The organism is Marvinbryantia sp. (genome assembly GCF_047017445.1).
Taxonomy (GTDB): domain Bacteria; phylum Bacillota; class Clostridia; order Lachnospirales; family Lachnospiraceae; genus Marvinbryantia.
The window spans coordinates 18,415-40,758 of sequence record NZ_JBKXTT010000023.1; the positions used below are offsets into that span (position 1 = coordinate 18,415).

At 51.3% G+C, this 22,344-nt stretch carries 22 protein-coding genes and 1 tRNA gene; all 23 read left to right on the top strand.

Annotation, left to right across the window (positions count from 1 at the left end; genetic code table 11):
- Positions 1–1,520: trigger factor (gene tig / locus ACLU9Q_RS18480; RefSeq protein ID WP_302226127.1), on the top strand; the 1,520-nt coding region annotated here is incomplete at its 5' end.
- 118 nt (positions 1,521–1,638) lie between these two features.
- A complete protein-coding gene (gene pyrF, locus ACLU9Q_RS18485) occupies positions 1,639–2,565 on the top strand; it encodes an orotidine-5'-phosphate decarboxylase (protein WP_296837317.1) in 927 nt (308 codons plus the stop codon).
- Positions 2,566–2,598: 33 nt separating this feature from the next.
- Entirely contained in the window at positions 2,599–4,296 is a 1,698-nt protein-coding gene (locus ACLU9Q_RS18490; protein WP_296837314.1) for an AAA family ATPase, read from the top strand.
- Positions 4,297–4,357: 61 nt separating this feature from the next.
- Positions 4,358–5,038 (top strand): orotate phosphoribosyltransferase, encoded by a 681-nt coding sequence (gene pyrE / locus ACLU9Q_RS18495; RefSeq protein WP_296837310.1) that lies wholly within the window; start codon positions 4,358–4,360, stop codon positions 5,036–5,038.
- Between the two features lie 11 nt (positions 5,039–5,049).
- Entirely contained in the window at positions 5,050–5,208 is a 159-nt protein-coding gene (locus ACLU9Q_RS18500; protein WP_296837307.1) for a hypothetical protein, read from the top strand.
- A 15-nt stretch (positions 5,209–5,223) separates the two neighbouring features.
- Positions 5,224–5,685: a VanZ family protein gene (locus tag ACLU9Q_RS18505; RefSeq protein WP_296837304.1), complete on the top strand. Its 462-nt coding sequence runs from the start codon at positions 5,224–5,226 to the stop codon at positions 5,683–5,685.
- The gene (locus ACLU9Q_RS18510; protein WP_296837302.1) at positions 5,678–5,992 is read left to right on the top strand and encodes a DUF6142 family protein; all 315 of its coding nucleotides are present in this window, start codon (positions 5,678–5,680) and stop codon (positions 5,990–5,992) included. The genes ACLU9Q_RS18505 and ACLU9Q_RS18510 overlap by 8 nt, the downstream gene beginning before the upstream one ends.
- A 55-nt stretch (positions 5,993–6,047) precedes the next feature.
- Positions 6,048–8,135, top strand: a complete 2,088-nt coding sequence (locus ACLU9Q_RS18515; protein WP_296907742.1) for an aminopeptidase — start codon at positions 6,048–6,050, stop codon at positions 8,133–8,135.
- A gap of 40 nt (positions 8,136–8,175) precedes the next feature.
- Positions 8,176–8,676, top strand: a complete 501-nt coding sequence (gene purE / locus ACLU9Q_RS18520) for a 5-(carboxyamino)imidazole ribonucleotide mutase (RefSeq protein ID WP_296837297.1) — start codon at positions 8,176–8,178, stop codon at positions 8,674–8,676.
- Positions 8,677–8,701: 25 nt separating this feature from the next.
- Entirely contained in the window at positions 8,702–9,727 is a 1,026-nt protein-coding gene (gene purM, locus ACLU9Q_RS18525) for a phosphoribosylformylglycinamidine cyclo-ligase (RefSeq protein WP_296907745.1), read from the top strand.
- The gene (gene purN / locus ACLU9Q_RS18530; RefSeq protein ID WP_296907748.1) at positions 9,721–10,356 is read left to right on the top strand and encodes a phosphoribosylglycinamide formyltransferase; all 636 of its coding nucleotides are present in this window, start codon (positions 9,721–9,723) and stop codon (positions 10,354–10,356) included. Before purM ends, purN begins: the two co-directional genes overlap by 7 nt.
- Complete coding sequence (gene purD / locus ACLU9Q_RS18535; protein ID WP_302592275.1) at positions 10,353–11,627, top strand: phosphoribosylamine--glycine ligase; 1,275 nt, start codon at positions 10,353–10,355, stop codon at positions 11,625–11,627. Before purN ends, purD begins: the two co-directional genes overlap by 4 nt.
- A 24-nt stretch (positions 11,628–11,651) precedes the next feature.
- Positions 11,652–12,713, top strand: a complete 1,062-nt coding sequence (locus ACLU9Q_RS18540) for a cadherin-like beta sandwich domain-containing protein (protein WP_296907756.1) — start codon at positions 11,652–11,654, stop codon at positions 12,711–12,713.
- A gap of 113 nt (positions 12,714–12,826) precedes the next feature.
- Complete coding sequence (locus ACLU9Q_RS18545; protein ID WP_296907759.1) at positions 12,827–13,207, top strand: GntR family transcriptional regulator; 381 nt, start codon at positions 12,827–12,829, stop codon at positions 13,205–13,207.
- Between the two features lie 6 nt (positions 13,208–13,213).
- Complete coding sequence (locus ACLU9Q_RS18550; RefSeq protein ID WP_302592274.1) at positions 13,214–15,652, top strand: ATP-dependent Clp protease ATP-binding subunit; 2,439 nt, start codon at positions 13,214–13,216, stop codon at positions 15,650–15,652.
- Between the two features lie 23 nt (positions 15,653–15,675).
- Positions 15,676–16,086 carry an endosialidase gene (locus tag ACLU9Q_RS18555; RefSeq protein ID WP_296837500.1) on the top strand — a complete coding sequence of 137 codons (411 nt, stop codon included), beginning with the start codon at positions 15,676–15,678 and terminating at the stop codon, positions 16,084–16,086.
- A gap of 4 nt (positions 16,087–16,090) precedes the next feature.
- Positions 16,091–17,494, top strand: coding sequence for a DNA repair protein RadA (gene radA, locus ACLU9Q_RS18560; RefSeq protein ID WP_296837502.1), 1,404 nt, complete (start codon positions 16,091–16,093; stop codon positions 17,492–17,494).
- Positions 17,495–17,645: 151 nt separating this feature from the next.
- Positions 17,646–18,233 (top strand): type IV toxin-antitoxin system AbiEi family antitoxin domain-containing protein, encoded by a 588-nt coding sequence (locus tag ACLU9Q_RS18565; RefSeq protein WP_296837505.1) that lies wholly within the window; start codon positions 17,646–17,648, stop codon positions 18,231–18,233.
- Positions 18,191–19,126, top strand: coding sequence for a nucleotidyl transferase AbiEii/AbiGii toxin family protein (locus ACLU9Q_RS18570; protein ID WP_296837508.1), 936 nt, complete (start codon positions 18,191–18,193; stop codon positions 19,124–19,126). Before ACLU9Q_RS18565 ends, ACLU9Q_RS18570 begins: the two co-directional genes overlap by 43 nt.
- A gap of 162 nt (positions 19,127–19,288) precedes the next feature.
- Positions 19,289–19,359 (top strand) — tRNA-Trp (locus ACLU9Q_RS18575).
- Between the two features lie 276 nt (positions 19,360–19,635).
- Positions 19,636–20,190, top strand: a complete 555-nt coding sequence (locus tag ACLU9Q_RS18580; RefSeq protein ID WP_296837511.1) for a hypothetical protein — start codon at positions 19,636–19,638, stop codon at positions 20,188–20,190.
- A gap of 86 nt (positions 20,191–20,276) precedes the next feature.
- On the top strand, positions 20,277–21,071 hold the full coding sequence (locus ACLU9Q_RS18585; RefSeq protein ID WP_296837514.1) for a sulfite exporter TauE/SafE family protein: 795 nt from the start codon (positions 20,277–20,279) through the stop codon (positions 21,069–21,071).
- Positions 21,072–21,111: 40 nt separating this feature from the next.
- Positions 21,112–22,233, top strand: coding sequence for an anaerobic sulfatase maturase (locus ACLU9Q_RS18590; RefSeq protein ID WP_296837517.1), 1,122 nt, complete (start codon positions 21,112–21,114; stop codon positions 22,231–22,233).
- Positions 22,234–22,344 lie beyond the last annotated feature (111 nt).

Below are 22,344 nucleotides of genomic sequence, written 5' to 3' on the forward strand. Positions count from 1 at the left end.
AGGCAGAGACCACGGAAGCGGTAACTGAGGAAGAAACCACAGAGGCAGAGACCACGGAAGCGGTAACTGAGGAAGAAACCACAGAGGCAGAGACCACAGAAGCAGTAACTGAGGAAGAAACCACAGAGGCAGAGACCACGGAAGCAGTAACTGAGGAAGAAACCACAGAGGCAGAGACTACGGAAGCAGAAACCGAGGAAGAAACCACGGAGGCAGAAACGACCGAAGCAGAAACCGAGGAAGAAACCACAGAGGCGGTAACAGAGGCAGAGACCACGGAAGCGGAGACGACTGAGGAAGAGGCAACCGAAGCGGGCGAGGAGACTTCTGAAGAGACGACGGAGAGCGAAACCGAAACGGAAGCCGTTCTGGAAATGCCGGAATATGTTGCGCTTGACTACATCACGCTTGGAGAGTACACGGGTCTGGAAGTTACAAAGGATCCGGTAGAGGTCAGCGATGAAGATGTACAGGCGATGATTGACACAAATACCATCGAAACGCTGACAGAGGGTACCGTGGAAGAGGGCGATACCGTAAATATTGATTATGTTGGAGAAGTGGACGGCGAAGAGTTTGACGGCGGTTCCGCAGAGGGCTATTCTCTGGAAATCGGTTCCGGCACGTTTATCGACGGCTTTGAGGACGGTCTGATTGGCGTGGAAGTAGGCGCGACAACGGATCTGAACCTTACCTTCCCGGAAAACTATCACAGTGAGGATCTGGCGGGCAAGGATGTTGTATTCCATGTTACCGTAAATTCTCTGTCACGTGTTCCGGAGCTGACCGATGAGGTGGCAGCGAAGGTAGCGGATGGTATGACGGCGGAAGAGTACAGGGCAAGTGTGCGTGAGGAGCTGGAGGAATCCGCGGCAATTGAGAATGAGAACCTTGCAAAGCAGACATTGCTGACGACTGTTGTAGATAACGCGACAGTGAACGGTTATCCGGTCGAGTATCTTGAGTACAATATGGAAATGACGAAGAACAATTATAAGTCGATGGCGGAGATGTACGGCATGACTTATGAAGAGCTGATCGAAGCTTATGGAATGGATGAGGAAACCTTCACGGCAACACTGGAAGAGCAGCTGAAATCCGTTCTTCCGCAGGAGATGGTAATGCTGGCGATCGCAGAGACAGAAGGAATCGAGATCGACGATACGGAATACACAGAGCGTCTCAATGAGATTATCGGAGAAACAGAAGGAGAGGATCCGACAGTCACCATTGAAGAGCTGGAGGATTATTATGGTGAAAGCTATCTGCGTAAATCCCTGCTTTTAGACAAGGTGATGGATTTCCTGGTAGAGAACAACACCTTCGTTGAGGGAACGGAAGAAACCACGGAGGAAGCTGTGACCGAGGCAGAAAGCGAGACGGAGGGCGAGACTGTTGCTGAAGCAGCAGAGGAGACCGAAACAGAGACTGCAGAGGCCGAGAGCGAGACAGAAACAGAGACCGAAACGGAATCAGAAAGCGAGACTGCGGCTGAAACCGAAACGGAATCAGAGGCATAAGAATAAAAATGAAACAAAAGGTACCCGGAAGCGCAGGCTTCCGGGTATTTTCTATTTTACAAACACCGGAAGATACGGTATAATAAGCGACAGATAACTGCAGACTGGAGGAAATCAGATGATTAACAAATTAATCAGCAATATTCAGAAAACAAAAGCACCGATCGTGGTGGGGCTCGACCCGATGCTTGGCTATATCCCGGAACATATCAAACAAAAGGCGTTCGCGGAATTCGGCGAGACGCTGGAGGGCGCTGCGGAGGCGATCTGGCAATTCAATAAAGAAATTGTAGACTGCACCTGGGATCTGATTCCGGCGGTGAAGCCGCAGATCGCGATGTACGAGCAGTTTGGCGTTGAGGGACTGAAGGTATATAAAAAGACGATCGATTACTGCCAGGAAAAAGGACTGGTGGTGATCGGAGATATCAAGCGCGGCGACATCGGCTCCACATCGGCGGCGTATGCGGTCGGACACCTTGGAAAGGTGCAGGTGGGCAGCAGATCCTACGCAGCGTTCGATGAGGACTTTGCAACGGTGAATCCTTATCTCGGTTCGGATGGCGTCAATCCGTTTATTGACGTCTGCAGGGAGGAAAAGAAGGGGCTGTTTATTCTGGTCAAGACCTCCAATCCATCCAGCGGAGAGTTCCAGGATCAGCTCGTGGACGGCAGACCGCTTTACGAACTGGTTGGAGAAAAAGTGGCAGAGTGGGGCGAAGCCTGCATGGGCGACACCTATAGCTATGTCGGCGCGGTAGTCGGCGCAACCTATCCGGAGATGGGCAAGGTGCTGCGCAAAATTATGCCGAAAACCTATATCTTAGTGCCGGGCTACGGCGCGCAGGGCGGCAGGGGAAAAGACCTCGTGCATTTCTTTAATGAGGATGGCCTTGGTGCAATCGTCAACTCCTCCCGCGGAATCATTGCGGCTTATAAACAGGAAAAGTATGCCGCATATGGTCCGGAGCATTTTGCGGAGGCAAGCCGCGCGGCAGTGGAGGATATGGTAAAGGATATTAACGGAGCGCTGGAAAACCGCTAACTGTGCAGGGCGCAGGCAGGAGGTGAGAACGGAATGGATACAAAAAGAAAGATGCTTCCCATCGGAATCGAGAATTTTGAGGAAATCCGTACAGAAGGCTTTTATTATGTGGATAAAACCGGGATGATCAAGGAATTGCTGGAAAACTGGGGCAAGGTAAATCTGTTTACCCGTCCGCGCAGGTTCGGCAAGTCCTTAAATATGAGTATGTTGAGATACTTTTTCGACGTGAACAGCGACCCGGCACTTTTTGACGGTCTTAAAATCTCGGAGGAAAAAGAGCTGTGTGAAAGATATATGGGAAAATTTCCGGTCATCTCTGTATCGTTGAAAGGGCTTAACGCTATCTCCTATGAAAAAGCGCTGGAGATGGCGGTGCCGGTGCTCCAGGGGGAGATCCGGCGTTTCCAGTATCTTCTGGAGAGTGAACGGCTTACGCAGCGCGACAAAGAAGCCTACGACAGACTGCTGGACGCAGAGGTAAGTGAGGGAGCTCTGTGCAACAGCCTGAAGGTCCTGTCAGAACTGCTCTTTAAGCATCATGGAGAAAAGACGGTTATATTAATTGATGAGTACGACGTGCCTCTTGCGAAAGCCTTTGAACAGGGCTACTATGAGCAGATGGTGTTATTCATCCGGAATCTGTTTGAGCAGACACTGAAAACAAACGAAAGTCTGCAGCTTGCAGTGCTCACGGGCTGTATGCGCATTTCAAAAGAAAGTATTTTTACCGGGCTGAATAATCTGCGGGTGCTGACGATTGCAGATGTAGAATTCGAAGAGCACTTTGGATTTACAGATTCGGAAGTGAGGGAATTACTGGAATACTATGGACTGTCCGGTAATTATAACGCAGTGAAAGAGTGGTACGACGGGTATCGGTTTGGCAGTGTTGATGTCTACTGCCCCTGGGATGTAATCTGTCATTGCGGGAAATTGAGGGCAGACAGTGAGGCGCAGCCGCAGAATTACTGGTCAAATACCAGCAGCAATGATGCGGTAAGACGCTTCATAAAGCAGGCGGATACGGCGGCTGTAAAACAGGAGATTGAAAGGCTAGTTGCCGGAGAGACGATTCGAAAAGAAATCCGTCAGGAGCTGACCTACCAGGACATGTACAGCACGGTGGACAACATCTGGAGCGTCCTTTTTACGACTGGCTATCTCACGCAAAGGGGAAAGCCGGATAAGAAAACGTTCTGTCTTGCGATTCCAAATATGGAAATCCGGGAAATTTATACGGAACAGATCATGGCTCTTTTTAAGGAGGATATGCGCAGCAACAGAGAGGATACCGAAGCGTTTTGCCGGGCGCTGCAGGAGGGCGATGCGGCGGAGGTGGAGAAGCGTTTTACAGATTTTTTGAGAAGAACGATCAGTATCCGGGACACCTTTGTGAAAAAACGTCTGAAAGAAAACTTTTATCACGGAATACTTCTTGGAATCCTGAGCTGCTATAACGCATGGATCGTATCTTCCAATGAGGAAGCGGGAGATGGATACAGTGATATCCTGCTCATGATGGAAGATGAGGAAACCGGCGTGGTGATCGAGGTGAAATATGCGGAAAACGGAAATCTGGACGAGTGCTGCCGGAAGGCGCTTGAACAGATTGAGACGAACCGTTATGAAGAAACGCTCCGTGACGAAGGCAGTACGCGTATTTTAAAGTATGGGATTGCCTGTTATAAAAAGCGCTGCAGGGTGATGCGTGCCGGTAAACGATATTAACGGCGCACTTGAAAATACGATTACGTTCGCGTGAAATTGCATAAAAAGGAGATTTACAGATATGGAAAGCTACAAGCAGGAATTTATTGAGTTTATGGTAGACTGCCAGGTATTAAAATTCGGCGAATTTATTTTGAAGAGCGGCAGAAAGTCCCCGTTTTTCATGAATGCGGGCGGTTATGTGACCGGTGCGCAGCTAAAGAAGCTCGGCGAGTATTACGCAAAGGCGATCCACGACAAATACGGCGACGATTTTGACGTACTGTTCGGACCGGCGTACAAGGGCATTCCGCTGGCGGTAGTCACCTCGGTGGCGTTCAGCGAGCTGTACGGAAAAGAAATCCGTTACTGCAGCGACCGCAAGGAGGAAAAGGATCACGGCGCGGATAAGGGAAGCTTTCTCGGCAGCAAGCTAAAGGACGGCGACCGCGTGGTGATGATCGAGGATGTGACGACCTCCGGAAAGTCAATGGAGGAGACGGTGCCCAAGGTGCGCGGCGCGGCAAATGTGGAGATCGTCGGTCTGATGGTGTCCCTGGACCGCATGGAGGTCGGCAAGGGCGGAAAGCAGTGCGCGCTCGATGAAGTAAAGGAGCTGTACGGCTTCGAGACAAATGCGATCGTTACGATGAAAGAAGTTGTGGAACATCTGCATAATAAACCTTATAAAGGAAATATCATAATTAATGATGAACTGAAAGCCGCGATTGACGCGTACTACGCGCAGTACGGGGCAAAATAAGGAGACAGACTATGAATGAAAACGAAAAAATTTACCGCACATTGAGCGCAACGGGCGCAGGCGACATTGTAATCGGGATTCTGGTGATCGTGGTCGGGCTAAGTGCGGGCGTTATTGCGATCGTGAACGGGGCGAGGCTCCTCGCTTCGCGGAAAAACATTATGCTGTAAGACAGAGGTATTCCGGTGACGATAGAAACAAAACGAAAAATACAGGCGCTCAGCATCGTGCTGTTTATTCTGTATCTGTTTTTGCTGACCTACTTTTTGTTTTTCTCGGAAGGGTTCGGCAGAGTGTATACGGAGCGGGAGTATGCGTACAATCTGGAGCCCTTCAGGGAAATCCGCCGTTTCTGGATATACCGGGAGGAGCTGGGCTTCTGGGCGGTGTTCACGAACCTGGCTGGCAATGTGATCTGCTTTGTGCCTTTTGGGGCGATCCTGCCGGTGCTGAACCACAAGGCGCGCAACTTTTTTGTGATCACGTTTCTGAGCTTTGAGTTTAGTCTGCTTGTGGAGTGTGCGCAGCTCATCTCGAAGGTCGGCAGCTTTGATGTGGACGATCTGATGCTGAATACACTCGGCGGCGTGCTTGGGTTTCTTGTTTTTACGGTGTGCAACCGGGTGAGGAGAAAACGATATGGCTAAAAAAATGATGTATTCCTTCACGGAAAAAAAGAATTCGGTGAATGGGATTATTTCGACAATCATGGGAAGTATTTCGCTGGTATTTCTGCTGGCGATGATCTACGCTTCCTATTATATGCGCGGCGATGCCGGGATCTATGCCGGGGCGTTTGGCGTCAGCGGACTGATGTTTGCGCTCGCAGGGTTTATTGTCGGCGTCTCCAGCTTTTCAGAAAAAAATATCAAATATAAATACCCGAAGATCGGTTCAGTGCTGAGCGGGATCGTGTTTGTCCTCTGGCTGGCGCTGTATCTGATCGGGGTATAAATTTTCCCTGTACAAAAGGCGCATCAGGGGAGAAATATAGGGAAAGGAGAACAACATGCAGCAGACAGACGAACTGGTAGAAGAGAGATTTGCTCTTGCAGCGGAGCGCATCGCGCAGATCGCAGGCAAAGCGGAGGTACCGGAGCCGTTTGACGGTTATTTTCGGCGGACGGCGGTATTTATTTTGCAGATAAAGGAAATGCTTGCGGAGCTTTCAGAGGGAAGGACGAAGGAATATTCGCTGGAAAAGTGGCAGCAGGTAAACCATGCGCTTTATGAGGATATCCTTCCGGAGCAATATGAGACAAGCTATGGAAATCCGGCTTATGCGGTGGAAACTCTGGGAGAGGTACACGGACGGATTCTTTCTTTTTTATATGCGGAAATCCGCAGCATGATCCCGGCGGCGTTTGAGGGGGATCTGGAGGATATCGCTTCTCTGTGCGAGCTGTTTATCGAGGTTTACAACTGCTTTGAGGAAGACGAGCTGCCCACGTACCGGCAGATTCAGCAGATCGTGTACTGGCATGTGAGCGATTACGCCGATCTGCTTGTGGAAAAACGCCTTCGCAGCTCGGTCGATCCTTCTGTGGATTTTGCGGCGCGCATTGTGATGGAGTCTGATCTGTCGGATCTGCGCTATCTCTATAAATATGGAGAATACGTTTCCGAAAATGAGCTGCAGACGGCGGCATTCTTAAACTCTCTTCCGCAGGCGGAGATCGACCGGATGGCGTCGGTGTACACGGAAGGCTACCGCATCGGTTTTATTCTCGGAAAGAAGGATCTTTCGAAGAAGAAAACGGTCAATATCCGCTACCGGCTCGGCTTTGAGCGGATGATCCGCAGCGCGATCGAAAATTTTGCGCAGATGGGGCTTAAACCGGTCATCTACCGGGCGGCGGCGCACAGCGTCAACCGCCGCCAGCATGAGCGCGTCGGCTATTTCGGCGCGATTCCAAACAAGCAGTTTGACTACGACCACAAGGGCGACAATGCGATTTATCTTGACAAGGCGTTTGTGGAGCGCAAGCTTGGCGTGATGCGCACGGTCTATGAAAAATATAAAGAGCTGGCGTATGTGCACGCAGGTCCGGCGCTTGTGGAGACCTTTGGCGAGATTCCGTTTGTGCCGGAGACAAAACCGGCGGCATACCATCTCTCCGAAAAACAGCAGGGACTGGCGGTGGAGATGGCGAACGAGTCCATGCAGATCACGAACCGCTACATTAAGGGCGACGAGCGCAGCTTCACGATCATCGCGTTCCCCGTGCCGGAGATCGGCAGCGATTTTGAGGCGATCTTCCGTGAGACGGTGAAAATAAATACCCTGGATTATCATCTTTACCAGCGCATTCAGCAGACGATCATCAATACGCTGGATAAGGGCGTGCAGGTGCATATCCTCGGAAAAGGAGAAAACCGCACGGATCTCACGGTGCAGCTTCCGGAGCTGAAAAATCCGCAAAAGGAGACGCTGTTTGAAAACTGCGTGGCGGACGTTAATATCCCGGTGGGTGAGGTGTTCACCTCCCCGAAGCTGGCGGGCACGAACGGCAGGCTGCATGTGACGAAGGTTTACCTGAACGAGCTGTGCTATCATAACCTGGACATCACATTTAAAGACGGTATGATTGCAGATTACACCTGCAGCAATTTTGCTTCGGAAGAAGAAAACAGGGATTACGTTCATGAGAACGTGTTGTTCCACCACGACACGCTGCCGATCGGCGAGTTTGCGATCGGCACCAACACGACGGCGTATGTGATGGCGGAGAAATATCAGATCGGGGATAAGCTGCCGATCCTGATCGCGGAAAAGATGGGACCGCATTTTGCGGTCGGCGATACCTGCTACAGCTGGGCGGAGGACACGGCGGTGTTTAATCCAGACGGAAAGGAGATCATCGCCAGAGACAACGAGGTATCGCTGCTGCGAAAGACCGACGTGTCGAAGGCTTATTTTGGATGCCACACCGACATCACGATCCCCTACCGCGAGCTGGCGCTGATCGAGGTGATCACGGCGGAGGGAGAGCATATTTCCGTCATCGAGGACGGGCGCTTCGTTTTGCCGGGCTGTGAAGAGCTGAATCGCCCGATGGATCGTTCGATGGATGTTGACAAGCAGGAAAAGAATTAGTACAATGGACATATTACAGAATTGTTAAAGGAGAAAGATCATGGCAAAAGTTGGAATTGTAATGGGCAGCGACTCTGATATGCCGGTTATGGCAAAAGCGGCGGACATTCTGGACAAGCTTGGCGTGGAATATGAAATGTCGATCATTTCCGCGCATCGTGAGCCGGATACTTTTTTTGAATATGCAAAATCAGCCGAGTCAAAGGGCTGGAAGGTAATCATTGCGGGAGCGGGCATGGCGGCGCATCTGCCGGGCATGTGCGCGGCGATCTTCCCGATGCCGGTCATCGGCATCCCGATGCACACCAGCTCTCTCGGCGGAAGAGATTCCCTGTACTCCATCGTGCAGATGCCGTCCGGCATCCCGGTGGCGACCGTGGCGATCAACGGCGGCGCAAACGCCGGACTGCTTGCGGCGAAGATCCTGGCGACCTCCGACGACGCGCTTCTTGAACGTCTGAAGGCTTACTCTGAGGAGCTGAAAAAGCAGGTGGAGGCAAAGGACGCGAGACTGAAGGAAGTCGGATATAAGGCGTATTAACAGGAACGGCGAGAGGAGAAAGGTTATGGATTACAAGAAAGCTGGAGTAGATATCGAAGCCGGATACAGATCCGTGGAGCTGATGAAGGAGCATGTAAAGCGTACCATGCGGGAGGAGGTCCTCGGCGGCCTCGGCGGTTTTTCAGGCGCGTTTTCGCTGGCGAAGATCAAAAATATGGAAGAGCCGGTGCTGCTTTCTGGCACGGACGGCTGCGGCACCAAGGTGAAGCTTGCCTTCATTCTGGATAAGCATGACACCATCGGCATCGACGCGGTGGCGATGTGCGTGAACGACATTGCCTGCGCGGGCGGCGAGCCGCTGTTTTTCCTGGACTACATTGCCTGCGGAAAGAATTATCCGGAAAAAATCGCGGCGATTGTAAGCGGTGTGGCGGAAGGTTGCGTACAGTCTGACTGTGCGCTGATCGGCGGCGAGACGGCGGAGCATCCGGGGCTGATGCCGGAGAACGAATACGATATCGCAGGCTTTGCGGTGGGCGTAGTTGATAAAAAGGATCTGATTACCGGAGAGGATATTAAGGCTGGCGATACGCTTATCGGTATCGCAAGCTCCGGCGTGCACAGCAACGGTTTTTCGCTGGTGCGCAAGGTGTTCTCCATGGATAAGGAAGCTTTAGATACATATTATGAAGAGCTTGGAAAGACGCTGGGCGAGGCGCTGCTTGCCCCGACAAGGATCTACGTAAAGGCGCTGCGCAGCGTCAAAGAGGCGGGTGTGCGCATTAAAGGCTGCAGTCACATTACCGGCGGCGGTTTCTATGAAAATATTCCGAGAATGCTGCCGGACGGCGCGCGGGCAGTGGTGAAAAAGGACAGCTACGAGGTTCCGGCAATCTTCAAAATGCTCGCAAAGGAAGGGCAGATCGCGGAACAGATGATGTATAATACGTTTAACATGGGTATCGGTATGGTGCTCGCGGTTGACCCGGCGGACGTGGAAAAAACGAAAGCGGCTCTTGCGGCGGCAGGTGAGACGGCATATGTGATCGGCAGCGTTGCCGCGGGTGAGAAAGGCGTGGAATTATGCTGAAAATGATAGTGCTGGTATCCGGCGGCGGGACAAACCTGCAGGCGATCATCGATGCGATGGCGGCGGGGAAGATCACGAATGCAGAAATTGCGGCGGTGATCAGCAACAATCCGAACGCCTATGCGCTGAAGAGAGCAGAGCAGGCGGGCATTGAGGGCGTCTGCGTCTCTCCGAAGTCGTTTGAGACGAGAGATGCATTCAACCGGGCGCTGCTCGCAAAGATCCAGTCGTATGGGCCGGATCTGATCGTGCTGGCGGGATGTATGGTGGTAATTCCGAGAGAGATGGTACAGGCGTACCCGAATAAAATTATCAACATCCACCCGGCGCTGATCCCGTCTTTCTGCGGAACCGGCTATTATGGGCTGCGGGTGCACGAAAAGGCACTGGAGCGCGGCGTAAAACTTACCGGGGCAACGGTGCATTTTGTGGATGAGGGGACGGACACCGGACCGATCATTCTGCAGAAGGCGGTTGCAGTAAAACCGGACGACACGCCGGAGATTCTGCAGCGGCGCGTGATGGAGGAAGCAGAGTGGCAGATCATGCCGCAGGCGATCAATCTGATCGCAAACGGCTGCGTGAAGGTAGAAAACGGCAGAGTGATGATAAGCGGAGGAGAACAATGAAGGTACTGATTGTAGGGAGCGGCGGCAGAGAGCATGCGATCGCATGGAAGGTTGCCCGGAGTCCGAGAGTGGAAAAGATATACTGTGCGCCGGGAAACGCGGGCATCGAAGAGTATGCGGAGTGCGTGAACATCGGCGCGATGGAATTTGAGAAGCTGGCGGCATTTGCGAAGGAAAAAGAAATCGATCTGACGGTCATCGGCATGGATGATCCGCTGGTGGGCGGCGTTGTGGACGTTTTTGAAAAAGGAGGGCTCCGCGTGTTCGGACCGCGCGCGAACGCGGCGATCCTGGAGGGCTCCAAGGCATTCTCCAAGGATCTGATGAAGAAGTACCATATCCCGACGGCGGCATACGAAAACTTCAACGATCCGCAGGCAGCGCTCGCATACCTGGAGACGGCGAAGTTCCCGATCGTTTTAAAGGCGGACGGGCTGGCGCTCGGAAAGGGCGTGCTGATCTGCAATAATCTGGAGGAAGCGAAGGCAGGCGTAAAGACGATCATGCTTGATAAGCAGTTCGGAGCTTCCGGCAACTGCATGGTGATCGAAGAATTTATGACAGGCAGAGAGGTGTCCGTGCTCTCGTTTGTGGATGGAAAGACCATAAAGACCATGACAAGCGCGCAGGATCACAAGCGCGCAGGGGACGGCGACACCGGACTGAATACCGGCGGTATGGGAACCTTCTCGCCAAGTCCGTTCTATACGAAGGAGATCGACGAATTCTGTCAGAAGCATATTTACCAGCCGACTGTGGATGCGATGGCGGCGGAGGGAAGAGAATTTAAAGGAATTATTTTCTTTGGCCTGATGCTGACGGCGGACGGTCCCAAGGTGCTGGAGTACAACGCAAGATTTGGCGATCCGGAGACGCAGGTCGTGCTTCCGCGTATGAAAACCGATATCGTGGACGTCTTTGAGGCGTGCATCGACGGCACGCTTGATGAAACAGAACTGGAATTTGAGGACAACGCGGCGGTCTGCGTGGTGCTTGCCTCCGCGGGCTATCCGGTAAAATATGAGAAGGGCTTTGTGATACGCGGTCTGGAGAATTTTGCGGATAAGGACGGCTACTACGTGTTCCACGCCGGTTCTAAGCGCACCGACGAGGGCATCGTCACAAACGGCGGCAGAGTGCTCGGCGTCACCGCTACAGGAAAGGATTTAAAGGAAGCGCGCGCAAATGCGTACGAGGCAGTGAACTGGATCGACTTTGACAACAAATATTATCGTCATGACATCGGAAAAGCGATTGATGAAGCAAATTAAAAAATGCAAAAGAGAGGTAGTATCATGAAAACACTGAAAAGAACTTTTAAATGCGCGGTTGTATTTGCGATCGCGGCGCTGTGGATGATGTGCATGACGGCATCCGCTTCATCGGGAGATAACTCTCTGTACAGTCTTGGACTGGAAAATGCCACATCCTGTTCACCGGAATTCGTATATTCCACGTGGGAGTATAATGTTACGGTTCCGGCAGGTACCACAGAGCTGCTATTAAGCCCGGTCACATCGGATGAGAGCGCATCCATTGTTGACATCAGCGGCACACAGCTTGGCGAGGACGGCACCTCTACCTGCTACATTACGGTAGAAGCTGCCAACGGCGCACGGGTATCCTATACACTGTATGTATCGACGGACGCCGCGGCGGAGACGGAAGCGCCGGAGACGGAAAAGTCTGCGGAGCAGCAGGCGTCTGAGGAGGCTGCGAGACAGTCCGAGCAGGCAGCGAGCGAGGCGGCGCACGAGCAGCAGATCCAGTATGAGCAGATGCAGAATCAGGTGACGACTCTCACGACTGAGAATGAAGATCTTACAGAACGCATTAATCTGCTGATGAAGATCATGTATGGTCTGGTTGGCTTTGCCGTACTGCTGCTCTTCTTCATAATCAATCAGAGTCTGCGCAACAGGGATCTGAAAGAAGATCTGAAGGAAGCAAGAGAATTGTCAGAAGATAACAATGAGTTTGCACGTAAGGAACAGAATATGCAGCAGACCTATTACTATAATCCTCAGCAGAATATGCCGCGCGGCATGGCTTCGGAGAGAACTTACGCAGCACAGCCGATGACAGACGTATCTACAAGCGTTCAGGAGACATTTGGGAATGCTTCTCAGGTACTGCAGGCACAGCCGATGCCGGGACAGGCAAGCGCACCGGCGCAGAAGCCGGAGGCGGCAGCGGCACCGGTAAATGCAGCGCCACAGCCGGAGATGACGCAGGCAAACGCAGCGCCGCAGCCGAAGAGGCCGGCGGCAAATGCCGCACAGGCGCCGACGGAACCGGTTATGGTGCACCCGCAGACGGAAGAGCCGGATGTAAACGTAGAGATGATTGACTTATAAAGAACAGGGACTGCCGCGAAAAACGGCAGTCCTTTTTTCCAGAAACTTTTCCTTGCATCTGCGATCAACTGTGCTATAATGTATATAACAAAATGAAACGGAAGTGGTTACAGATGATAATTGAAATTGATTTTCAGAGCGACGAGGCGATCTATATACAGCTTAGGAATCAGATTATTCTGGGAATCGCGACGTCCGCCCTTCACGAGGGGGACGCGCTGCCGTCCGTGCGGCAGATGGCGGACGACATCGGCATCAATATGCACACGGTAAACAAGGCGTATTCCGTACTGCGCCAGGAAGGGTTTCTGCAGCTTGACCGCAGAAGAGGCGCTATTGTCTCGCTGGATGTGGACAAGATGCAGGCAATGGAGGAGATGCGCAGCGCCCTGCGGGTGCTTCTGGCAAAAGGCTGCTGCAAAAACATCAGCGGCGATGAAGTGCATACGATGATCGACGAGATATTAGACGATATGAAAAATGGAAGGATGTAGACATATATGCAATATACAGAACAGGCAGCACATGCGCTGAAGCTTGCACAGCAGACGGCGAAGAAATGCGGACAGAGCTATATTGGTTCAGAGCATTTGCTTTTAGGTCTTCTCAGGGAGAAGGGCGGCATGGCGTCTGCGATTCTTCTGCAGCACAAAGTGGAGGAAGAAAAGGTGCTGGAGCTTGTCAGGGATCTGATCGTGCCGGAGGGCACGCTTGCAGAGCCGGAGATGATCATGTATTCCCCGCGCGCGGAGGCGATCCTTGAGCAGGCGGAGACAGAAGCATGGTTTTTCCGTCAGAAGGAGATCGGCACTGAGCATCTGCTGCTCGCTCTTTTAAAAGACACCGACTGCGTGGCGATGCGCCTTCTCCATACCATGGGCGTACAGGTGCAGAAGGTATTTATGGACGTGCTGGAGTGTCTTGGGCTGGAGGAGTCACGGTACCGCGAGTATGTTCAGCAGGTACAGGAGAGAGGGCAGGCTGGCGCCGGCGATATGCTGGAGCGCTTCAGCAGAAACCTCACGCAGCAGGCGATGGACGGAAAGCTCGATCCGGTTATCGGAAGAGAGCAGGAGATCCGGCGTATTATCCAGATCCTCGGCCGGCGGACGAAAAACAACCCCTGTCTGATCGGGGAACCGGGTGTCGGCAAGACGGCGATCGTCGAGGGGCTTGCGCAGCGGATCGTAGCGGGTACTGTCCCGGATGTCATCCGTGGCAAACAGATCTATACGCTGGATATGGCGGCGATGGTCGCCGGTTCCAAATACCGCGGCGAGTTTGAGGAACGTATCAAGAAGGTGATCCAGGAGGTAAGCGCCCGCAGCGATGTACTTTTGTTTATCGACGAACTGCATACCATCATCGGGGCAGGCGGCGCTGAGGGAGCGATGGATGCTTCCAATATCTTAAAACCGGCGCTCTCGCGCGGCGAGATGCAGCTGATTGGTGCGACGACTATTACGGAGTACCGCAAATATATTGAAAAAGACCCGGCGCTGGAGCGCAGATTCCAGTCCGTTTCCGTGGAGGAGCCGAATGAGGAGGATGCGATCGCTATTTTGAAAGGACTGCGTCCGAACTACGAGGCGCACCATAAGGTAAAGATCACGGACGAGGCGATCGATGCGGCAGTGAAATATTCCGCGCGCTATATCAGCGACCGCTACCTGCCGGATAAGGCAATCGACCTCATCGATGAAGCAGCGTCCGGAAAGCAGATCAGCGGCGCTTCCGTGCCGGATGGCATAGAGAAGCTGCAGGCGGCGGTGGATGAGCTTTCCGAGAAGAAAGAGCAGGCGATCATCCTTGGAAACTGGGAGGAGGCGCAGGCGCTGAACCGCACGCAGGAGGCGACGCTCAAAAAACTGGCAGCCACGCAGAAGCGTCTGGCACAGAAGGGCGGCGTCCGCCGCCAGGAGATCGGCGAGGCGGATATCGCGGAGATCGTATCCATGTGGACGAAGATTCCGGTACAGCGGCTGGCGGAGAAGGAGACGAAGCGGCTGATGAAGCTGGAGCAGACGCTGCATAAGCGTGTGATCGGACAGGATGAGGCGGTCACGGCGGTGGCGAAGGCGGTCAAGCGCGGAAGAGTTGGTCTGAAGGACCCGGCGCGCCCGATCGGTTCCTTCCTGTTCCTTGGTCCGACCGGCGTCGGCAAGACGGAGCTGTCCAAGGTACTCGCCGAGGTGGTGTTTGGCAGCGAGCAGTCGATGATCCGCGTCGATATGTCGGAATATATGGAGAAGCACAGCGTGTCCCGTCTGGTCGGCTCGCCGCCCGGATACGTCGGTTATGAGGAGGGCGGCCAGCTCAGCGAGAAGGTGCGCCGCAATCCGTACTCGGTTATCCTACTGGATGAGGTGGAGAAAGCGCACCCCGATGTGTTCAACATTCTTCTGCAGGTGTTGGATGACGGGCACATCACCGATGCCCAGGGCAGAAAGGTGGATTTTAAGAACACCATTATCATTATGACGTCGAATGCCGGGGCGCAGGCGATCGTCGAGCCGAAGAAGCTTGGCTTCACGGCGGTGAACGACGAAAAGCAGAATTACCAGCGCATGAAGAGCAGTGTGATGGAGGAAGTAAAGCGGCTGTTTAAGCCGGAATTTCTCAATCGTATTGATGAGATCATCGTGTTCCGGTCTTTAAATAAAGAGGAGATTGACCGCATTGTCGGACTTCTCTTAGGAGATTTTGAGGAGCGGTGTAAAAAACAGATGGACATCACTTTAAACGTTCGTCCGTCTGTGAAGAAATATATTGCCGAAAAGGGCTTTGATCCGAAATTCGGCGCGCGTCCGTTAAAACGTGCGATCCAGTCGCAGGTGGAGGACGCTCTGGCGGAAGAAATTTTATCCGGGCGCGTTTCGCAGGGCGATACGGTTGCTGTGAAAATGACGAACGGTAAGATTAAATTTGAAAAACAGTAAGATAAAAATGGGAGGACAGTGAAATGTCAGTAGTAGAATCTTTGATCCGCAAAGAAACCGATGGAACCATCAGCTTTGGAAATTACCTTCTGGATAAGAAATCCAAGGTGTCTGATTTTGAGAACGCCGGGGATATTTACAAGGTAAAATCGTTCCGCGAGATTACCAAGCTGGAGAAAAACGAGATGTTCGTTTACGAATCTGTTCCGGGGACGGCGGTGCATCATCTGAAGGAGACCGGGGACGGTATGGAGTTTGCGGTAGAGGGCGCGCAGGATGCGCAGATCACCGTGGAGATGGAAGCCGAAACTGTTTACGAGATCGAGATTGACGGCGAGAGCACCGGAACGATGAAAACAAATTTGGGCGGAAAGCTTTCTCTGAGCGTTGAGCTGGAGGCTGGAAAGAGCGTTTCCGTTAAGATTGCGAAGTAGGAAGATGGCAAAAACGAAGGGAACTGTATTTTTCTGTCAGAACTGCGGCTATGAGTCAGCAAAGTGGCAGGGACAGTGTCCGGGCTGCCACGAGTGGAACACCTTTGTGGAAGAACCGGCTGCGCCGAAAAAGAGCGCTGCGGGAAAGAACACCCGGCCGTCTGTACCAGTATCCGAACCGGTGCGTCTTTCGGAGATCAGCGCGGACGAGAGCGAGCGTACCTCGTCGGGCATGGCGGAGCTGGACCGCGTGCTCGGCGGCGGCATTGTGTCAGGCTCGCTGATCTTAGTGGGCGGTGATCCCGGTATCGGAAAATCGACCCTGCTTCTGCAGGTATGCCGCGATCTTGTCAACCGGGGGCATAAGGTGCTGTATATCTCCGGAGAGGAATCTGCGCGGCAGTTAAAGCTGCGTGCGCAGCGCGTCGGGCGCTTTGCGGAAGAACTGATGGTACTCTGTGAGACAAATCTGGACACGATCTGCGAGGTATTGCAGCGGCAGAAGCCGGAGTTTGTGGTGATTGATTCCATCCAGACCATGTACAGCGAGGAGGTGGCGTCGGCGCCGGGAAGCGTCTCCCAGGTGCGTCAGGCGACCGGCGTGTTCATGCAGATCGCAAAGGGCATGGGCATCACTGTATTTCTGGTCGGTCATGTCACAAAGGAGGGCGTCGTGGCGGGACCGCGCGTGCTGGAGCACATGGTTGACACCGTGCTCTATTTTGAGGGAGACCGTCACGCCGCTTATCGTATCCTGCGCGGTGTGAAAAACCGTTTTGGCTCGACAAACGAGATCGGCGTCTTTGAGATGCGCGACACCGGGCTTGTCGAGGTGGAAAATCCGTCGGAATATATGCTGAGCGGCAAGCTGGAGAACGCCTCCGGCTCTGTGGTGGCGTGCTCCATGGAAGGCACGCGTCCGGTCTTGGTGGAGATCCAGGCGCTTGTCTGCCAGAGCAATCTGCCGATGCCGCGCCGCACCACGGCAGGGACAGATTTTAACCGTGTCAATCTGCTGCTTGCCGTGTTGGAAAAGCGCGCGGGCATCCATCTGTCCGCCTGTGATGTCTATGTCAACATTGCCGGCGGCATCAAGATGACGGAGCCTGCGATCGATCTTGGACTTATCCTGGCGCTGGTATCCAGCTATAAGGACATCGCCGTGGACGAAAAGCTCATTGCTTTCGGCGAGGTGGGCTTAAGCGGAGAAATCCGCGCCGTCAACATGGCAAAGCAGCGGGCTGACGAAGCAAGAAAGCTCGGCTTCACTACCGTGCTGATGCCGGAGGTGTCTGTCAAAACCGTCGGCAGGATCCCCGGATTGAAGATCGTCGGGTTCAAAACCGTGCGGGAAGCCGTGTTCTATATATTGAGCGGCGAGGACGCAGGACTGCCGTTTTCATCCTGAGCGGGTTGACAAAAAATTCTCACTGGAAATCCATTGACAAATCGTGAAATGATTACTATAATTTGGATGAAATTCGGCAAAATAGCATAGTGCCGAAAAATATTTAAATAATTATCATGAATTTGGACATACTGGAATTGAGGTGAGTAAGATGACAAAGACAACACAGATTTCCAATGACCAAATGATTTTTTCAATTCAAGAACTGAAAGATAAAGGTTTTTCATATTACAAAATTAATCAGATGGTTGAACAGGGGATCCTGATAAAACTGAATAAGAAATATTATGAAAATGCAAATTTTGATGGTGAGGGATCAGATTTTTACTATGCCTATGCATTTGTACCAGACGGAGTAGTTTGTCTGCTAAGTGCAGCTGTGTATTATAATCTGTCTACTTATCGCCCGGATGTCATTGATGTTGCAATTCCAAGAAAAGCAAAGGTATCAACATTACCGGATTGGCCGGAATTGAATGTATGCTATTTTACAGATGACCGATTTGGTATTGGTATCGAGACCGTAGAGGATGGAAATAACAGATTTCGTATTTATGATATCGAGAAAACTGTTGTTGATATCGTTTTCTACAGGGAAAAAATAGGAATTGAAGAAACGAAAGAAGTTCTTACAACTTATCTGCATCGGAGGGATCGTAATCTGAATAGGCTAATCAGATATGCGGAGCTGCTCAAATGTGGGGATGTAATGAAAAAGTATCTGGAGATGCTAATATGACAAGCGCTATATCCGTAAAGGACAGATTAAAGAAACAGGCGATAGAAGATGGAAAGACCATGCAGGATAAGCTGGTCACATATGGTTTGGAGAGAACAATATATAGATTATCTATTTCAAAATATTCAGAGAGGTTTACACTAAAGGGCGGTATTTTTTTGTATGCACTATTTGATGGAGAGTATGCCCGTGCAACAATGGATATTGATCTTTTGGCACAGCGTATTCCAAATGATGCTGAACAAATGAAGAAAATATTTAATGATATTTTTTCTATAGAGTGTGATGATGCGTTACGATTTGATCTGAACACGCTTGAGGTTATCAACATAACTGAATTCAAGGAGTATCATGGTGTAAATGTATCTATTATGGGATATCTGGACAGAACCAGGGTTCCAGTATCAATAGATATTGGTTTTGGTGATGTGGTGTATCCCGAAAGAATGAAAATGGAGTTCCCGGTTCTGCTGGACATGGAGCTTCCAGAGGTATATGCCTATTCGATTTATTCCGTCATAGCAGAAAAGTTTGAGGCTTTTGTTTCTCTGGGCCTTGCAAATGGTAGATATAAGGATTTCTATGATATCTATGTTTTGGCTGACAGGTATGATCTTAATGGTGTGGAATTAAAGAATGCGATTGTAGAGACCTTTACTCATCGAGGTACTGGTTTTGATGATATTGCAGCCTTTGATGATGATTTTACCAGGGATGAGACAAGGCAGGGAAGATGGAAAGCCTTTATCCAAAAGAAGAAAGCATTGGTGAAAGTAGAATTTGAGGAAACTATGCAACTACTAAAAGAATTATTGCTGCCCATCGTGGATTCAATTCATAGTGATAATTCCTTTGAGCAGACATGGAGTAAAGAAACAAAAAGCTGGATGTAAGTACATACAATTAGTAATAGGGATTGAGATACATGATCCTTTTATTTTGCAAAGTTTATGCTTCTAACTTTGCAATTTGCGCAAAAAATTCGTGGGGAAATTGTCAAAAATTTATTGACAATTTCCCGCGTTTGTGTTATAAATATTTGGTGAGCAACACACAGGGGATTGGTCAAATGGTATGACAGAAGTCTCCAAAACTTTTAGCGGGAGTTCGATTCTCTCATCCCCTGCTCGAAAAGCACCGTATTTACGGTGTTTTTTATATGCCGGTTTGGTTAATTTAATGATTCGACTATGGAAAAACGAGGACATGACCGCCCTCGTTTTTTATATAATATTTGACGAACAGATGCGGCTCTGTGTCGGGATCATAATTGGTGCGATTTTGTGGAGGAATGAAATCAAAAAGTCAGAAAGGATAGTTGTTGATTTTTGCAATTCGTGCTACACTATCCATAGTGCTTTATACAGGATGTATCTGAGATATAAAAAGGAAGGGAAGTACAATGGGATTTCGACAAATTGCCGGAAAAGGACTTTATTTTTTATTCATCGGGCAGATTCTTGGGATTTTGATGCTCGTTCCCGTGATCGGAACGATCGCGGCACTTGCCGGAGCGGTTTGTTCCATCTATGGGCTGTATACGCTCTCCAAAGCGGACGCCGATTATCAGACCGCGTTTATGCTGACGATCGCAAACTTTGCTGTTTCGCTGTTCAGCACGGTTATTTTAAATAATGAGGGAATTTTTGCATTTCTGTGCAGTGCGGCTTCGCTGGTGATCAACGCGGCAGTAATTTATTTTATCTGCAGCACAACCGGAAGATTGCTGCGCGGTATCGACGATACGGTAGAGCAGCGCGGCGGGATAATCTGGAGAGCGGTGATGCTGTGCACGATCGTGGAGATTGCCTGTGCGCTGCTGGTGTATATTCCGATTATTAATATCGCGGCAATGGTGATACAGGTGATCGCGATGGTGGTTCAGCTGGTAATCAGCATTTTGTATCTGATATTTCTCTGGCAGGGGCAGAAAACGCTGCGGCAGTGTTCGCAGTGACGGAAGATAAACAGAAAATATGCGGCGCGGAAAACCGGAGCGGAGCCGCGGCATAAGCTACGAAAGACAGGAAGGGGACAAAAGCAGTGGAAACCTATTTATATGTGATTTTTCTTGCCGTTAGTTTTGGCGCGTCTGTGGTGGGCGCGATCTGCGGGATCGGCGGAGGCGTGCTGATCAAGCCGCTTTTGGATGCGTTCGGGGTGCTGAGCGTCTCGACCATCAGCTTTTTGTCGGGCTGCACCGTGCTGTCGATGTCCTGTTACTCCGTTGTAAAGGCAAAACTGAGCGGGGATTCCCTGGTGGATATGAAAACCGGAACGCCGCTTGCCGTCGGCGCGGCGCTCGGCGGCGTGGCAGGAAAAATGATGTTCCAGTATCTCACGGAGATGTTTGCCGACAAAGACCGGGTGGGCGCGATCCAGGCTATCTGCCTGCTTCTGATTACCTTTGGGACAATGCTCTATACCATCCGAAAAGATAAGATCAAAACGCATCATGTGACGGGTATTGCCCCCTGCGTTGCAATCGGGCTGGTGCTCGGCATCTGCTCGTCCTTCCTGGGAATCGGCGGCGGTCCGATCAATCTGGTGGTGCTGTTTTTCTTCTTTTCCATGGACACGAAAACGGCGGCGCAGAATTCCCTGTATATTATTTTGTTTTCGCAGATTACCAGTCTTATCAACACGCTGGTGACGCGGACCGTGCCGGAATTCAGTATCGCTTTGCTGGTGCTGATGGTCGGCGGCGGGATCCTTGGAGGCATGGCGGGCAGAGCGATTAATAAAAAGATAGACGGCAGTGTGGTAAACCGCCTGTTTATCGGACTGATGGGTGTGATCATGCTGATCTGCGTGTATAATATTTATCAGTTTATGTAACTAAGAAATTTCTGGCAGGATTACGAAAAGGAGACTTACTATGCCGCCGATCAGTGTTTTGATGAAGCCCTCGTCCGGTATGTGTAATATGAAGTGCGATTACTGCTTTTACTGCGATGAGACGAAAAAGCGGACGCAGCAGTCCTTTGGTTTTATGAAGGAAGAGACGTTAAAGAATATTATCCGCAGGACGATGCTGCGCGCCCAGGGCGGCATCAGCTATGCTTATCAGGGCGGAGAGCCGACGCTGCGCGGAATTGATTTTTTCAAAAAAGCGGTGGAATACCAGAAACAATACAATAAACACGGCATCCAGGTGCAAAATGCCTTTCAGACGAACGGTTATTTGCTGGATGAGGAATGGTGCCGGTTCTTAAAGGAAAATCACTTTCTGGTCGGCGTTTCTCTGGACGGTATTCAGGAAATTCACGACGCTTACCGTCACGGAAAGGACGGCGGACCCACCTACGAACGTGTTGTGCGGGCCACAAAGCTGTTGGATGAGTACGGCGTGGACTACAACATTCTGACGGTAGTGAACCGGCGGGTAGCGGGGCGGATCGAAGAGATTTATGAAAATTATCGCAGGCACGGGTGGAGGTACCAGCAGTACATTGCCTGCCTTGACCCGCTGGGCGAGCCGCACGGCCGGAACGAATATGCTCTGCGTCCGCAGGAATACGGAGTGTTTCTGACCCGCCTGTTTGAGCTTTGGTATGCCGACCTGCAGAAACAGCGGCAGCCTTATATTCGGACGTTTGAGAATTATATCAGCATTCTGGCAGGCTACCTTCCGGAGGCGTGCGACCAGAGAGGAACCTGCGGGATACAGTACGTCGTCGAGGCGGACGGCGGCGTGTATCCGTGCGATTTTTATATGACGGATGAATATCTCCTGGGAAATTTTAACGACTGCAGACTGGATGCGCTCGATGAACGCCGCCGGGAGATCGGATTTTTGGAGCGGTCGCAGAAGCTGTCCGCAGAATGCAGAGCGTGCAGATATTATCACATCTGCCGGGGCGGCTGCCAGCGCAACCGGGACTGGGATCCACAGAAGAAAGCGTATGAAAACTATTTCTGCAGCGCGTACAAAATCTTTTTCGATGCGTGTTATGAGCGCATGAGGGAGATAGCGGAAGAAACAGTGAGATCCAGGTAATATAAATTAAAAAAACAATGATAAACACCCGACTGGATGAATGGTCCGGCCGGGTGTTTTTGTCTTGCAAATCTTTCTGAATCCGGGGCATACTATGAGGAATACCGGAGC

Bases quoted from the DNA above. Each gene is read 5' to 3' on its own strand.
- pyrF (WP_296837317.1), top strand. From the start codon at position 1,639: ATGATTAACAAATTAATCAGCAATATTCAGAAAACAAAAGCACCGATC.
- ACLU9Q_RS18490 (WP_296837314.1), top strand. From the start codon at position 2,599: ATGGATACAAAAAGAAAGATGCTTCCCATCGGAATCGAGAATTTTGAG.
- pyrE (WP_296837310.1), top strand. From the start codon at position 4,358: ATGGAAAGCTACAAGCAGGAATTTATTGAGTTTATGGTAGACTGCCAG.
- ACLU9Q_RS18500 (WP_296837307.1), top strand. From the start codon at position 5,050: ATGAATGAAAACGAAAAAATTTACCGCACATTGAGCGCAACGGGCGCA.
- ACLU9Q_RS18510 (WP_296837302.1), top strand. From the start codon at position 5,678: ATGGCTAAAAAAATGATGTATTCCTTCACGGAAAAAAAGAATTCGGTG.
- ACLU9Q_RS18515 (WP_296907742.1), top strand. From the start codon at position 6,048: ATGCAGCAGACAGACGAACTGGTAGAAGAGAGATTTGCTCTTGCAGCG.
- purE (WP_296837297.1), top strand. From the start codon at position 8,176: ATGGCAAAAGTTGGAATTGTAATGGGCAGCGACTCTGATATGCCGGTT.
- purM (WP_296907745.1), top strand. From the start codon at position 8,702: ATGGATTACAAGAAAGCTGGAGTAGATATCGAAGCCGGATACAGATCC.
- purN (WP_296907748.1), top strand. From the start codon at position 9,721: ATGCTGAAAATGATAGTGCTGGTATCCGGCGGCGGGACAAACCTGCAG.
- purD (WP_302592275.1), top strand. From the start codon at position 10,353: ATGAAGGTACTGATTGTAGGGAGCGGCGGCAGAGAGCATGCGATCGCA.
- ACLU9Q_RS18540 (WP_296907756.1), top strand. From the start codon at position 11,652: ATGAAAACACTGAAAAGAACTTTTAAATGCGCGGTTGTATTTGCGATC.
- ACLU9Q_RS18545 (WP_296907759.1), top strand. From the start codon at position 12,827: ATGATAATTGAAATTGATTTTCAGAGCGACGAGGCGATCTATATACAG.
- ACLU9Q_RS18550 (WP_302592274.1), top strand. From the start codon at position 13,214: ATGCAATATACAGAACAGGCAGCACATGCGCTGAAGCTTGCACAGCAG.
- ACLU9Q_RS18555 (WP_296837500.1), top strand. From the start codon at position 15,676: ATGTCAGTAGTAGAATCTTTGATCCGCAAAGAAACCGATGGAACCATC.
- radA (WP_296837502.1), top strand. From the start codon at position 16,091: ATGGCAAAAACGAAGGGAACTGTATTTTTCTGTCAGAACTGCGGCTAT.
- ACLU9Q_RS18565 (WP_296837505.1), top strand. From the start codon at position 17,646: ATGACAAAGACAACACAGATTTCCAATGACCAAATGATTTTTTCAATT.
- ACLU9Q_RS18570 (WP_296837508.1), top strand. From the start codon at position 18,191: ATGTGGGGATGTAATGAAAAAGTATCTGGAGATGCTAATATGACAAGC.
- ACLU9Q_RS18580 (WP_296837511.1), top strand. From the start codon at position 19,636: ATGGGATTTCGACAAATTGCCGGAAAAGGACTTTATTTTTTATTCATC.
- ACLU9Q_RS18590 (WP_296837517.1), top strand. From the start codon at position 21,112: ATGCCGCCGATCAGTGTTTTGATGAAGCCCTCGTCCGGTATGTGTAAT.